The organism is Streptomyces sp. NPDC001678, assembly GCF_042892945.1.
Classification (GTDB): Bacteria; Actinomycetota; Actinomycetes; order Streptomycetales; family Streptomycetaceae; genus Streptomyces.
Genome location: NZ_JBIAUP010000014.1, coordinates 44458 through 58977, shown reverse-complemented (window position 1 = coordinate 58977; position 14520 = coordinate 44458). Strand labels below are relative to the sequence as shown.

At 73.4% G+C, this 14520-nt stretch carries 8 protein-coding genes; 3 read left to right on the top strand and 5 right to left on the bottom strand.

Annotation, left to right across the window (positions count from 1 at the left end; all coding sequences use genetic code 11):
* Positions 1 to 325 precede the first annotated feature (325 nt).
* From ACFYZR_RS25935 to ACFYZR_RS25925, 3 genes are all read left to right on the top strand, one after another.
* Positions 326 to 2254, top strand: coding sequence for a phosphocholine-specific phospholipase C (locus ACFYZR_RS25935; protein WP_391914272.1), 1929 nt, complete (start codon positions 326 to 328; stop codon positions 2252 to 2254).
* Between the two features lie 363 nt (positions 2255 to 2617).
* A complete protein-coding gene (gene paaK / locus ACFYZR_RS25930) occupies positions 2618 to 3919 on the top strand; it encodes a phenylacetate--CoA ligase PaaK (RefSeq protein WP_391914270.1) in 1302 nt (433 codons plus the stop codon).
* 94 nt (positions 3920 to 4013) lie between these two features.
* Complete coding sequence (locus ACFYZR_RS25925; RefSeq protein WP_391914268.1) at positions 4014 to 6455, top strand: penicillin acylase family protein; 2442 nt, start codon at positions 4014 to 4016, stop codon at positions 6453 to 6455.
* A 77-nt stretch (positions 6456 to 6532) separates the two neighbouring features.
* Here ACFYZR_RS25925 and ACFYZR_RS25920 read toward each other — a convergent pair whose 3' ends face one another.
* The 5 genes from ACFYZR_RS25920 to ACFYZR_RS25900 all read right to left on the bottom strand — a co-directional run bounded on the left by ACFYZR_RS25920 (position 6533) and on the right by ACFYZR_RS25900 (position 14195).
* Entirely contained in the window at positions 6533 to 8083 is a 1551-nt protein-coding gene (locus ACFYZR_RS25920) for an acyl-CoA synthetase (RefSeq protein ID WP_391914266.1), read from the bottom strand.
* The gene (locus tag ACFYZR_RS25915) at positions 8080 to 9261 is read right to left on the bottom strand and encodes an NAD(P)H-dependent flavin oxidoreductase (RefSeq protein ID WP_391914264.1); all 1182 of its coding nucleotides are present in this window, start codon (positions 9259 to 9261) and stop codon (positions 8080 to 8082) included. The genes ACFYZR_RS25920 and ACFYZR_RS25915 overlap by 4 nt, the downstream gene beginning before the upstream one ends.
* A gap of 82 nt (positions 9262 to 9343) precedes the next feature.
* Positions 9344 to 11626, bottom strand: a complete 2283-nt coding sequence (locus ACFYZR_RS25910) for a tetratricopeptide repeat protein (protein ID WP_391914262.1) — start codon at positions 11624 to 11626, stop codon at positions 9344 to 9346.
* 135 nt (positions 11627 to 11761) lie between these two features.
* Complete coding sequence (locus ACFYZR_RS25905) at positions 11762 to 12949, bottom strand: acyl-CoA dehydrogenase family protein (RefSeq protein ID WP_391914260.1); 1188 nt, start codon at positions 12947 to 12949, stop codon at positions 11762 to 11764.
* A gap of 76 nt (positions 12950 to 13025) precedes the next feature.
* Complete coding sequence (locus ACFYZR_RS25900; protein ID WP_391914258.1) at positions 13026 to 14195, bottom strand: tryptophan dimethylallyltransferase family protein; 1170 nt, start codon at positions 14193 to 14195, stop codon at positions 13026 to 13028.
* Positions 14196 to 14520 lie beyond the last annotated feature (325 nt).

Here is a 14520-nt window from a genome sequence, read left to right as displayed (position 1 = left end):
TCGCGGGCGGGGCCCACCGGCGCGGGCAGCGGTGCCCACCGGCCCGGGCGGCGCGGCCTGCAGGCGCGGGCGGCGCGGCCTGCAGGCGCGGGCGGCGGGTCCTGCAGGCGCTGGCGGCGGGGCCTGCAGGCGCTGGCGGCGGGGCCTGCCCGTTGGGCCGACCTTCAACCCCCGACCCACTGGGCCGACCCTCGCCCCCCGGCCCGTTGGGCCGACCCATCCCACACCGTCTCTTGGGCCGCCGGACACCTCGGATGCGGCGGGCGGTCATCCCCGCGCCCTTCACTGAACCCGCCCCTCCCTTTCCCCGGTCCCAGGAGATCCCATGACTCCCCTGACCCGTCGCGGCTTCCTCGGCGCGGCCGCCGCCACCGGCGCGGCCACGGCCCTGAGCTCGGCGCTGCCGGCGTCGCTCCAGCAGGCGATGGCGGCCACCTCCCCCGCCGGCACGCTCGACGACGTCGCCCACGTCGTCGTCCTGATGCAGGAGAACCGTTCCTTCGATCACTACTTCGGCACCCTCAAGGGCGTACGCGGCTTCGGCGACCGCTCCCTGCTCCGCTTCCCGGGCGGCTCCGACGTCCTCAGACAGACGACGCTCGGCCCGCTCGGCGGACGCGTGGTGCGGCCCTGGCACCTGGACACGGCCACCACCGACGCCCAGCGGGTCCGCGACCTCGACCACGGCTGGTCAGGGACCCACCGCGCCTGGAACGGCGGCCGCTACGACAACTGGATCCCCGCCAAGAGCGCCTGGACCATGGGGCACTACCGGCGCGAGGACATCCCGTTCCAGTTCGCGCTGGCCGAGGCCTTCACCATCTGCGACCAGTACTTCTGCTCCGTCCAGGGCCCCACCAACCCCAACCGGCTCTACCAGTGGACGGGGACCGTCGACCCGGGCGGGAAGCAGGGCGGACCCGTCACCGACAACTCCGAGAAGGGCTACTCCTGGACGACCTATCCCGAACGCCTGGAGGCGGCCGGGATCTCCTGGCGCGTCTACCAGCAGCAGGACAACTACGACGACAACCCCCTGGCCTGGTTCACCCGGTTCCGCGGCGCGAAGCCCGGATCGTCCCTGTACGACAACGGCATGCTGCGCCGCCCCGCCGACGCCTTCGCCCAGGACGTCGCGGCGGGCCGGCTCCCGGCGGTCAGCTGGGTCGTCGCTCCCGAGAACCAGTCCGAGCACCCCGCCTACCCGCCCGCGTACGGCGCCGATTTCACCGCGAAGTACGTCCTGGAGTCACTGGCGGCCCACCCCGAGGTCTGGGCCAGGACGGTGGTGTTCCTCAACTTCGACGAGAACGACGGCTTCTTCGACCACGTGGCCCCGCCGGTCCCCCCGGCCGGCACGCCGGACGAGTTCGTCGGCGGCGCGCCGATCGGGCTGGGGCCACGGGTGCCGATGACGGTGATCTCGCCGTGGAGCCGGGGCGGGCACGTCCACTCCGAGGTGCTCGACCACACCTCGCCCCTGCGGTTCCTGGAGAACTGGACGGGCGTCAAGGAGCCCAACATCTCCGCCTGGCGGCGCACCGTCTGCGGCGATCTGATGAGCGCCTTCGACTTCGCCTCGAAGAACGTCGCCTTCCCCGCGCTGCCGGACACCACCGCGCTCGTCGCCGCCTGCGACCGGCAGCATTCCCTCCCCGAGGCCCGGCCCCCGGCCGACCCTCCGCAACCGGCGCAGGAGCCCGGCACCAGGCCCGCCCGCCGCACGGGCTACGGCTTCGACACCACGTCCTGGACCGACACAGCCACCGGCAGACTGTGGTTCAAGGTGGTCAACACCGGTAAGCTCGGCGCCGGTTTCAGCGCCTACACGGTCAATCACCGCGCCTACGCGGCATGGCACTACACGGTCCCGGTGGGCGGCGAGGCGAGCGACTACTTCAGCGCCCTGACCTACGGCGGCGGGAAGTACGACGTCGACCTCCACGGCCCCGACGGCTATCTGCGCGGCTTCAAGGGCGACGTACGCACCTGGTCGGACGGCACCAAGGGGCACCCGGAGGCCGCCGTGACGCCCGACCCCGCCGCGCCCGGTTCGCTGCGCCTGACCTTGACCAACGCAGGTGGCGCACCGGTCGTCTTCACGGTCTCCGACGGGCAGCGGGCCACGGTGGCGGCCGGCGGGAGCGCACGGCTGACGCTGACGGCGGAGCAGGACGGCGGCTACGACCACACCGTCACGGCCGACGTGGGCGACGGCTTCGAGCGCCGCTTCGCGGGGCGCGTCCACGTCTGACGCCCAAGAGCGCGGCGCCGGGCCACCGCCGTGGACGGGCCGCGCCATGGCGAACCCACGACGGAGAGGCGCGGGCGCGTCGTCGCCGAGAAGCACAGACCGGCGCCCCGGGCCTGCAGTTCCTGGATCTCCACGGCGAGACCGTCCCCTGGTGAAGCGCCGGACCGAACCGCCGGGCCCAAGCGCCGCCTACGACAGCCCGCCGAGCGTGGTTTGCTGTCGTCCGGTCAAGGAAACCGCTGCCGACCAAACGCCAAGCCATAGAGCTCTTGACGCCCGGTCGTGATCCTGGATACTTGATCCCGTCGAATCTACCGAACGATCGGTCGGGCACCCAGGGTGACGGCGAGGCAGGGGGAGACGATGACGGACGCACGGGCGGATTCGCGGGATCCGGCGGAGCGCATGACGCGCGGGGAGTTGGAGGCGCTCCAGCGGGAGCGCCTGCGCGCCACGCTCCAGCATGTCTACGACAACGTCCCCTTCTACCGGCAGGCGTTCGACGCCGCCGGGCTGCGCCCCGAGGACTGCCGGACGCCGGCCGATCTCGCTCGCTTCCCCTTCACCACCAAGGCGGATCTGCGCGCGCAGTACCCGTTCGGCATGTTCGCGGTCGAGCGGTCGCGGATCCGGCGGCTGCACGCCTCCAGCGGCACCACGGGCACCCCGACCGTCGTCGGCTACACCGAGCGCGATCTGGACGTCTGGGCCGACGTGGTGGCCCGTTCCCTCCGCGCGGCCGGCGTCCGGCCCGGCGACACGGTCCATGTGGCCTACGGTTACGGCCTGTTCACCGGCGGGCTCGGCGCCCATTACGGAGCCGAGCGGCTCGGCTGTACGGTCGTCCCCGCCTCCGGCGGCATGACCGCCCGCCAGGTCCGGCTGATCCACGACCTGCGCCCCGAGGTCATCATGGTGACCCCCTCATACATGCTCACGCTGCTCGACGAGTTCGAGCGCCAGGGCATCGACCCCCGGAGCACCAGCCTCCGCGTCGGTGTCTTCGGCGCCGAGCCCTGGACCGAGGAGATGCGCCGCGAGATCGAGGAGCGCTTCGCGATCGACGCCGTCGACATCTACGGGCTCTCCGAGGTGATCGGCCCCGGCGTCGCGCAGGAGTGCGTGGAGACCAAGGACGGCCCACACCTGTGGGAGGACCACTTCTACCCGGAGATCGTCGACCCGGTCACCGGCGAACCCCTGCCCGACGGCGCCCTCGGGGAGCTGGTCCTCACCTCGCTCACCAAAGAGGCCATGCCCCTCGTCCGCTACCGCACCCGCGATCTCACCCGGCTGCTGCCGGGCACCGCCCGGCCCGCCTTCCGGCGCATGGAGCGGATCACCGGCCGCTGTGACGACATGATCGTGCTGCGCGGGGTCAATCTCTTCCCCTCGCAGATCGAGGAGATCGTCCTGGACGTCGCCGGTGTCGCACCCCACTTCCAGCTGCGGCTGACGCGCGAGGGCCGACTGGACCGGCTCACGGTCCGCGCCGAGGCACGACCGGACGCGACCCCGGGGCGGCGCGCCGCGGCCGCCGCCGAGCTGGAGCGGCGGATCAGGGACGGCATCGGGGTGACGGCGGGCGTCGAGATCGTCGATCCCGAGACTTTGGAGCGGTCCCTGGGCAAGCTCAAACGGATCGTCGACGAACGCCCCAAGTGACGCTGCGGAGCATGAGGTCAACCGCGGCGACGTATGTGGCGTCCTTCTCCACGCGCTCAACTGGCGTCAACTTCTGTCACTTCAGGGGGATTTTATGACCGTTCGAAGTCGCTTACGATCATTCGCGGGCGTCTCGCTCGCCCTGCTGACCGCCGCTTCCGTCTCCCTGCCGAGCGGGGCCGCGGCCGCCGGCCCGGGGCGTACGGGGCACTTGTCGGACGGCGGCCTCTCCGCCGTCATCCGCTACACCGAGTACGGCATCCCGCACATCGTCGGCAAGGACTACGCGAACGTCGGCTTCGGCTCGGGGTGGGCCCAGGCCAACGACCAGGTGTGCGAGCTCGCCAAGGGCTTCGTCACCCTGCGCGGGGAGCGCTCGCGCTACTTCGGCCCCGAAGGCAAGGCCGACCGCTCCCTGTCGGACGCCGGCGACAACCTCTCCAGCGATCTGTTCTTCCGTGGGATCAATGACGCCCGGACCGTGGAGAAGCTCCTCGACCGGCCCGCGCCGGCGGGTCCGAGCCACCGGGCCAAGGAGCTGATGCGCGGCTGGGCCGCCGGTTACAACGCCTGGCTCCGCCGGAACCGGGTCACCGACCCCGCGTGCAAGAACGCCGAGTGGATCCGGCCCGTCACCGCGCTGGACGTGGCCCGGCGCGGCTACGCCATCACCGTCCTCGGCGGGCAGGGCGCCGTGGCCGACGGCATCACCGGCGCCAGACCCCCGGCCGGGCCCGACGCGTCCCGGCCGAAGAGCGCCCCGGCACCGGCGGACGCCGCGCGGGCGGCCCGCGATCTGTTCTCCCGCCGCGACGCCGCCATGGGTTCCAACGCCGTGGCCTTCTCGGGCTCCACCACCGCAGGCGGCCGCGGGCTGCTGCTCGGCAATCCGCACTACCCCTGGGAGGGCGGCCGCCGCTTCTGGCAGTCCCAGCTGACCATCCCCGGTGAACTCGACGTCGCGGGCGGCTCGCTGCTCGGCCTCCCGATGATCTCCATCGGCCACAACGCCCATATGGCCTGGAGCCACACCGTGTCCACGGCCGTTCCCCTGAACGTGTACGAGCTGAAGACCGCGCCCTCCGACCCGTACGCGTATCTGGTGGACGGCAAACCCGAGAAGCTGACCGGACGCGAGGTCACCGTCACCGTTCGCGGCAAGGACGGCCGGCTGTCGCGGGTCAGCCGCACGCAGTGGTGGACGCGCTACGGCCCGGTCGTCAACGGCCTCGGGCGCGGGCTGCCCCTGCCCTGGACGAACACTTCGCTGTTCGCCCTGGCCGACCCCAACGCCGCCAACCTGCGGTTCACCGACACCTCACTGGGCCTGAGCAGGGCCCGCGACGTGCGCGGCGTCCAGGACGCGCTGCGCCGCACCCAGGGGCTGCCCTGGGTCAACACCGTCGCGGCCGACTCCGCCGGGCACAGCCTCTACACCCAGTCCCAGGTGCTGCCGCGCGTCACGGACGAGCTGGCGGGCCGGTGCTCCACGCCGATGGGCCGGCAGACGTTCCAGGAGTCCGGCCTGGCGATCCTGGACGGTTCCCGCGGCGACTGCGTCCCGGGTTCCGACGCCGACGCCCTCCAGCCCGGCGTCTTCGGCCCGTCCGCGATGCCGGCCCTGGTCGACGCCCCGTACGCCGAGAACTCCAACGACAGCCCCTGGCTGGCCAACGCGGACCGGCCGCTCACCGGCTACCCGCGGATCTTCGGTGACACCGGCACGGAGCGGTCCTACCGGACGCGCGGTGCCGTCGAGGACGTCGCCGCCATGGCGCGGCGCGGCAAGCTGACCGTGGACGACCTCCAGAAGCTCCAGTTCTCCGACCGCGCTCCGGCGGGCGACCTGGCCGCCGCCGACGCGGGGAAGGCGTGCGCCGCGCTGCCGGGCGGCCGGGCGACGGGGAGCGACGGCACGGCCGTCGACGTGTCGGCGGCCTGCGGCGTGCTGGCCCGTTGGGACCGCACGACGCGCACCGACAGCAAGGGCGCGCTGCTCTTCGACCGCTTCTGGCGGAAGTTCACCGCCGCGGTCCCGGACGACCAGCGGTGGCGGGTGCCCTTCTCCCCCGCCTCCCCCGTGACCACCCCGAACACGCTCAACACCGGTGCCGACGGTTTCCCCCGCTCGCTGGCCGACGCGGTCGCGGAGCTCCGGGCGGCGGGCATACCCCTGGACGCCCCGCTGGGCGAGCACCAGTTCGTCACACGCGGCGGCAAGCGCATACCGGTCCCGGGCGGCTCCAACAGTCTGGGGGTCTGGAACATCGTCGAGGCCCGCTGGAACGCCGCGCAGGGCGGCTATACCGAGGTGGGCATGGGCTCCAGCAACATCCAGGCGGTGGGCTGGGACGGCAGCGGCTGCCCCGTGGCACGGACGCTGCTGACGTACTCCCAGTCCTCCAGCACCGCGTCGCCGCACTCCAGCGACCAGACCGAGCTGTTCTCGCAGGGCCGCATGGTCAAGGGCCGGTTCTGCGAGAAGGACATCCTCGCGTCGCCGCGGCTGAAGGTGGTGCGGGTGAGCGAGCGCTGAAGTCTTTGCCGACTTCGCGGCCTTCGGTGCCCGTGCCGTCCGGCGCCCCGCGTCGGGCGTCGGACGGCACGGTCCCGTCAGACGGCGCGGTCCCGGCCGTGCCAGTACGGGTCGCGCAGCAGCCGTTTGTAGAGCTTGCCGTTGGGGTCGCGCGGCATGGAGGCGGTGAACTCCACGCTCCTGGGGCGCTTGTAGCCGGCGAGCCGGGCGGCGCAGTGGCCGAGGAGCTCGGCAGCGAGGGCGGCGCCCGGGGAATGGCCGGGCTCCGGTTCGACGACGGCCTTCACCTCCTCGCCCCAGTCGTCGTGCGGGACGCCGAAGACGGCGGCGTCGGCGACGGCGGGGTGGGCCAGGAGCACGGACTCGACCTCGGCGGGGTAGATGTTGACGCCGCCCGAGATGATCAGGTCGATCTTGCGGTCGTGGAGGAAGAGGTAGCCGTCCTCGTCGACATGGCCGAGGTCGCCGACGGTGAAGAAGTCCCCGACGCGGCTGCGGCGGGTCTTATCGGCGTCCTTGTGGTAGGCGAAGGGACCGGTCGTCATCCGCAGGTAGACCGTGCCGACCTGCCCGGTGGGCACGGGCTCGCCGTCGTCGTCGAGGATGGCGATCTCGCTGATGGGCCAGGGCCGGCCGACCGTGCCGGGCTTGCGCAGCCACTCCTCGGAGGTGGCGTACGCGCCACCGCCCTCGCTGGCCGCGTAGTACTCCTCGACGCACCCGCCCCACCATTCGATCATCGCCCGTTTCACATGCTCCGGGCAGGGCGCCGCGCCGTGGACGGCGTGCCGCAGCGAGGAGACGTCGTAGGCGGCCCGTATGCCGTCGGGCAGGGAGAGCAGCCGGCTGAACTGGGTGGGGACCATGTGCGTATGGGTGCAGCGGTGGGTTTCGATCAGCCGCAGCATCTCCTCGGGGGTCCATCTGCCCATGACCACCAGCCGGTGCCCGATGTGCAGGGACGCGGCCGCGAATTGCAGGACGGCGGTGTGATAGAGCGGCGAGCACACCAGGTGGACGTTGCCGTCGTGGGGCTTGATGCCGAAGATGCCGAGGAATCCGCCGAGATGGGCCTCCTCGGGCGGGATGCCGGGCAGCGGACGGCGGATGCCGCGCGGGCGGCCGGTGGTACCGGAGGTGTAGTTCATGACCCAGCCGAGGGTCCGGCCCCCGGGCGGGGTGGCGGGCTCGCCGTCGAGGAGGGCGGCGTAGGGCCGGAAGCCGTCGATGTCCCCGACCGCGTACCGCCTGGAGGGCGGCAGCCCGGCCTCGTCGGCGGCGGCCCGTACGGTGTCCGCCCAGCGCTCGTGGGCGATCAGCGCCTTGGCACCGGAATCCGCGAGGATCCAGGCGATCTCGGGGGCGACGAGGTGGTGGTTGACGGGGACGAGGTAGAAGCCGGCCTGGGTGGCGGCGAGATGGGCGGTGAGGAATTCGGCGCCGTTGGGGAGGACGACGGCGAAGGCGTCGCCCTCGCGCAGCCCTTCCGCCCGGAGGGCGTGGACGAGGCGGTTGGCCTCCGCGTGGAGGTGGCCTGCCGTCCAGGCTTCGCCGGTGGGGGTGATCAGGGCTTCGCGGTGCGGGTCGTTTGTGGCCTGGGCCCAGAAGCCGTTGCCCTGCTCGGTCATGAGGTCGTGTCCTCCTGGGGAGCGTCGCCACCTGCGGGCCCGTGGTCGCGTTGTGCCCACCCGTTCCGCCCTGCGGAACGATTGCCCACAACGGCGTTCAGCCGGTTCACCGCTCGTTCGAAGCCTCTCGTCAGGTCGTCGACCACCGCCTGGACGCTGCGGACCGTGTCCATCGCCCCTACGATCTGGCCCACCGGCGTGCCCAGCAGCGGTACCACCTCGTGTTTCTGGATGCGGGAGAGTGCCTCGGCGACGAGGAGGCCCTGGAGGGGCATGGGCAGGGTGCCGGGGCCGGCGGGGTCGTCCCAGGCATCGGTCCAGGGCGTGCGGAGCTGGCGGGCGGGCTTGCCGGTGAGGGCGCGGGAGCGGACGGTGTCGCCGGAGCCCGCGGCCAGGAGCTTGGCGGTCAGGGCGCGGGAGGCCAGACCGGCCTCCTCGGTGGTGAGCCAGATCGAGCCCAGCCAGACGCCCTGCGCGCCCAGGGCGAGCCCGGCGGCGATCTGCTCGCCGCTGCCGATGCCGCCGGCGGCCAGGACGGGCAGCGGGTCGACGGCCCGGACGACCTCCGGGGTGAGGACCATGGTGGCGATCTCCCCGGTGTGACCGCCCGCCTCGTAGCCCTGGGCGACGACGATGTCGACGCCCGCCGCCGCGTGCCGGACGGCGTGCCGGGCGCTGCCGGCGAGCGCGGCGACGAGGGTGCCCCGGCCGTGGGCGCGTTCGATGACGTCGGCGGGCGGTGGGCCGAGGGCGTTGGCGAGGAGCGCGAGGGGGTGGTCGAAGGCGACGTCGAGCTGGCTGCGGGCGACCTCCTCCATCCAGCCCGTGATGCGCCAGCCGGAGCGGTCTCCCTCGGCCAGTTCGGGTACGCCGTGCTCGGCGAGCGTCCTGCGGACGAACTCCCGGTGCCCGTCGGGGATCATGGCTTCGATGTCGGCCTCGGTGAGGCCGGGGACGGTGCGGGCGGGCATGACGACGTCCAGGCCGTAGGGTCTGCCGCCGGTGTGCGCCTGCAGCCAGTCGAGGTCGCGCTCGAGTTCGCCGGGCGCGGTGTAGCGCACCGCGCCGAGGACGCCGAGCCCTCCGGCGCGGCTGATCGCGGCGGCGACCGGGGGGAAGGGAGTGAAGCCGAAGAGGGCGTGCTCGATGCCCAGCCGGCGGCTCAGCTCGGTCCGCATGGGCGGCAGGATGCCGCAGGGAGCCGGTGGAGGGAAGCCGCACGGACCCACTTTCTGACGCAACGTCTGATCCATGGGTCGGTCAGCGCGGCGGCTGGTTCCCCCGGGTGGCGCTGGTCCGGCGGACCGCCGCGACCTGGCGGTAGAGCTCGACGGCCTCGGCCGAGCGGCCGAGCTGTTCCAGGCAGTGGGCCTCGTCGTGCCGGCTGGCCAGGGCATCGGGGTGGTCCGCGCCCAGGACGCGCTGCCGGGCCTGGGCCACGTCGCGGTAGACGGCGAGGGCGTCCGCCCAGCGGCCGAGCCAGCCGAGGCCGACCGCCACCTCACGACGGCTGACGAGGGTGTCGGGGTGGTCGGGGCCCAGCACCCGGGCGCGGATCGCGCAGACGTCGCGTGCCTCGGCGAGGGCTTCCTCCCAGCGGCCCAGGCGGCCGAGGTTGACGCCCAGTCCGTGCCGGGCGCGCAGGGTGTCGGGGTGGGCCGGGCCCTGGGCGCGGGCGCGCTCCTCGACCAGCTCGCGGTAGAGCTCCAGGGCCTCCTCGCTGCGGCCCAGCCGGCCCAGGCAGATCCCGGCCTCGTAGCGGGCGGCGAGGGTGTCGGGCTCGTCGGGGCCGAGCACCCGGGCGCGGGAGGCGGCGACCTCCTGGTAGGTGCGCAGCGCCTCGGTCCAGCGGCCGAGCTGGCCGAGCGCGTAGCCGACCTCGTAGCGGGTGACGAGGGTGTCGGGGTGCTCCCGGCCCAGGACCCGGGAGCGGGCGGCGGCGACGTCGCTCGCCATCCGGTAGGACTCCTCCAGCCGGCCCAGTCTGCTGAGGTTGAAGGCCAGGTTGTGGCGGCAGCGCAGGGTGTCGGGGTGGTCGCCGCCCATGACGCGTTCGCGGGCGGCGAGCACGGATGTGTAGACCTGGTGGGCCTCGAAGTGGCGGCCGAGCTGTCCGAGGACGTACGCGGTCTCCTGGCGGGCCGCCAGGGTGTCGGGGTGGTCGGGGCCCGCGGCGCGCTCGCGGCCCGCCGCCGTCCGGGCGAACTCCCGCAGGGCGTCCTGGGGGCGGCCCAGCCGGCTCAGGGCGAAGCCGAGCTCGTAGCGGGCGGCGAGGGTGTCGGGGTGGTCGGGGCCCAGCAGCCGGTCGCGTTCGGTGGCGACGGCCCGCTGGGTCTCGGCGGCCTCGGCCCAGCGGTCGAGGCGGGCCAGGCGCAGCCCCTCGCTGTAGCGGGCGGCGAGCTCGGCCGCGTGCCCGTCCGGGGGCGGGCGTTCGGAGCCGGAGGGCTGCGGGGGGATCCGCCGGACCCCGGTGCGGCCGGGGCCGTCCCCCCGGGTGCCGGTCCAGGCGCCGGTGAGCGAGGCGGAGGGGTCCGGCGGCGGCTGGAGGTTTCCGGTGCCGGCGGCCTTGGAGCCGGTGGTCATGTTCCGGGCCCAGCCGGGCAGCCGGGGCGGCTCCGGGAGCCGGGCGGAGGCCCGTACGGGCCAGGGGCGCCCCTCGGGCAGGGTGCCGCCCGGGGGCGTGGCCATCCGGTACGGGGTGAGCTCGGCGAGGCTCTGGACGAAGGCGGCGGCGTCCTCCGGCCGGTCGTCGGGGTCCTTGGCGAGCAGGTCGAGGACGACCGTCTCGAAGGGGCAGGGCAGTTCGGGCCGGAGCTCGCGCGGCGGCCGGGGCGGGGTGTCGCGGTGGCCGACGAGCACGGCCCAGGCGTCGTCCATGTCGAAGGGCGGGGCGCCGGTGGCGATCTCGTAGAGCACGCAGCCCAGCGAGTACAGGTCGCTGCGGTGGTCGACGTTGCCGGCGCCGATCTGCTCGGGCGACATGTAGTGCGGCGTGCCCATGGCGATGCCGGTGCCGGTGAGACGGGTGGAGAAGCCGATGTCGTGGGCGAGGCGCGCGATGCCGAAGTCGCAGATCTTCACCGTGCCGTCCGCGAGGCGGACGATGTTGGCGGGCTTGAGGTCACGGTGGACGATGCCCTGCCGGTGGGTGTAGTCGAGGGCGGCGCCCACCTGGGCGGCGATCTCGACGACCTCGGGCACGGGCAGCGGGTGGTGCCTGTTGTCCTCCAGGAGCTGGCTGAGGTTGCGGCCGTCGAGGAGCTCCATCACCAGATAGAGGACGCCCTCCGACTCGCCGAAGTCGTGGACGACGGTGATCCCCCGGTGCTGGAGGGAGGCGGCCACGCGCGCCTCCCTGCGGAACCGCTCGCGGAGCACCCGGAGGTAGGACGGCTCGTGCTGACGCCCCATGGGCTTGAGGCACTTGACGGCCACGTGCCGGCCGAGGGACTCGTCACGGGCGCGCCACACCTCGCCCATGCCGCCCCGCCCGATCAGGTCGAGCAGCCGGTACCGGCCCTGGATCAGCCTGGTGTCCGCCATGCCGCCGCCGCCCCCGTCGATTCGCTGTGCCTCCCCCGGCCCCTCAAGTATGGCGGCCGGGCCAGGCGCCTTGTAGGCCGACGACGGCGCCCGCGGGACCGGTCCGGGATCCGTACGCCCTCCGTCGCGGTCCGCTCAGCGCCGCACCCGCGGCATCCCCAGCCCGATCCAGGAGATGATCTCGCGCTGGATCTCGTTGTTGCCCCCGCCGAAGGTGAAGATCACCGCACTGCGGTAGCCGCGCTCCAGCTCCCCGTGGAGGACGGCGCCGGCGGAGCCCTCCTTGAGGGGGCCCGCCGCGCCGAGGATCTGCATCAGCCAGGCGTAGGCGTCGCGGCGGGCCTCGGAGCCGTAGACCTTGACGGCCGAGGCGTCCTGGGGGGTGAGGGCGGCGCGCTGGAGGGCGTCGACCATGCGCCAGTTGAGGAGTTTCATGGCGTCGAGACGGATGTGGGTGCGGGCGAGGAGGCCGCGTACCCAGCCGAGGTCGATCACCCGGCGGCCGTCGGCGAGCTTGGTGGCGGCGGCCCAGTCGCGGACGTCGCGCAGGGCCCGGATCGCGGCGGAGCCGTGGGCGGCGAGGGTGACGCGCTCGTGGTTGAGCTGGTTGGTGATCAGCCGCCAGCCGTCGTTCTCCGCCCCCACCCTGCGGGTGAAGGGGACACGGATGTTCTCGTAGTAGCTGGCGGTGGTGTCGTGGGAGGCGAGGGTGTTGATCAGGGTGGAGTCGTAGCCGGGGTCGCTGGTGGGGACGAGGAGGATGCTGATGCCCTTGTGGGGCGGGACGCCCTCCTCGACGGGGGCGGTGCGGACGGCGAGCCAGACCCAGTCGGCGGTGTCGCCGTTGGTGGTCCAGATCTTCTGCCCGTTGACGATGTAGCCGTCGCCGTCGCGCACGGCCCGGGTGGTGAGGGAGGCGAGGTCGGTGCCGGCGCCGGGCTCGCTGTAGCCGATGGCGAAGTCCAGTTCGCCCGCGAGGATGCCGGGCAGGAAGGTCGCCTTCTGCTCCTCGGTCCCGTAGCGCATGAGGGTGGGGCCCACGGTGTTGAGGGCCATCAGCGGGAGCGGTACGCCCGCCTGGGCGGCCTCGTCGAAGAAGATGAACTGTTCCATGGGCGTCATCCCGCCGCCCCCGTACTCCTCGGGCCAGCCCACCCCCAGCCGGCCGTCGGCCCCGAGGCGGCGGATGGTCCGCCGGTAGAACCGCTTGCGCTCGGCGGGGTCGGCGTGCCGGGCATGGGAGCCGTCGGGCACCACGTCGGCGAAGTACTCGCGCAGCTCGGCCCGCAACCGCCGCTGCTGCGGGGTGTACTGGAGATCCACGGCCCCTCCCGGTGTGCGCCGGCAGCCCCTGCGGATGCCGGCGCACACGGTAGAACGCGCCTGCGCAAGAGGGAAGTCACACGGGGCGGTACGTGCCCGGGGCGACGTAGGCGGCGAACCTGGGGGTGCTCCCGCCCCGGTAGGAGAGGAAGTTCTGGGTCGCCGACTCGGTCAGCGGGCGGTCGGCGAGGGCGTCGAGGGCCGCGACGTAGGGTGCCGGGTCCACTCCCTCCTCGCGCATGAAGGCGGCCGCGCGGTCGCGGGCCGTCGCGTCGTCCGGGTGGCCGGGGACCATGGGGATGTAGAGCGTCGCGCCCGGCAGGTCCTTGCCGCTGCTGAAGGAGAAGCAGGTCACCGGGGGCTTCCGCCAGCCGGACGCATCGCGGTGGCCGGTGACGCTCTCCAGGGCGCGGGCGAAGGAGCCGGGCACATGGTCGTACGCGACGGCCGACTTGGCGTCGATGTCCTCGGCGGAGACGCCCGAGTGCGCCATGTACAGCTTGACGCGGGCCTCGTCGCCGTCGGAGAGGTCCAGGGCGAGGGCGGCCGGTTCGTGGGCCACGTCGGCGGTCGTGCCCAGGTGCCCGGTCAGGGCCCGCCAGGGGCGCTCCAGGCCCAGGCGGACCATCGCTTCCCCGGTGCGGGCCAGTGAGTGTTCGCGGCCGGCGACGGCGGGGTTGAGGTAGACCTTGTACAGCGGGTGGCCGCCCGGGCGCCAGGCGACGCCGTGGGAGAGGGCGAAGAAGCCCTGGGGGTTCTCGTCCGTGAAGAGGTCCTCGATCAGCAGATAGCGGTCGAGGGAGACGCCCGGCCGCCGGGCCAGCCGGCGGGTGAAGGCCCTGCCGTCCGCCATCCGGCCGCGCGGCGTGCCGGGGTGGCTCGGGGACTCCAGCGACAGCCGCAGCTCGGCGCCGCCGTCCGCCCAGGCGAACGAGATCTCGAAGGGCATCCCGTCGATGGACACCCAGCAGGCGCGCTCCGGCGGGGTGCCGGCGGGGAGTTCGCCCCAGGCGCCGCACAGCTCCCGGACGAGGGCGAGCATCGGCTCGCGGTCCCGGCCTCCTATGCCGAGGCTCGCGGCGGCCCGGTCCACCTTGTCGCAGGCGATGTGGGCGTAGCTGTCGGTGGGGGCGTAGCGCCGTGAGTCGAACCGTACGGCGCGCCCGACCATCTCGGCCACGACCCCGGTCGCGGGGTCGTCGAAGGCGGGATCCGGACGGCCGGTCACGGGGCTGGCGGCTTCCATCGTCACTCCCTGAACAGATCGCGAGCAAAAACGATCGGGATCGTCTCACCAGGTCAGAGGTTGTGTCCGGCTTTCGCTCGACAACGCACCCAAGTGTTCACCTCAGGGCACATGTTCACGCCAATTCGCTGCTTTCCCGGTGGCGTCGCACGCCTGGCCGGGGCCCGGTGGGCGGAGTCGCCCACCCGGGCCCCGGGCCCGGGACGCCGCTGATCAGCAGGGCGCACCCGCGCCTTACCCGGGGTCGCCCCGGCTCCCGGCGGACGCCGCGCCGAGAACGGCCGGAAGGGATCACCCGGGGGGTTTGCGATCCGGCGGACCGAGA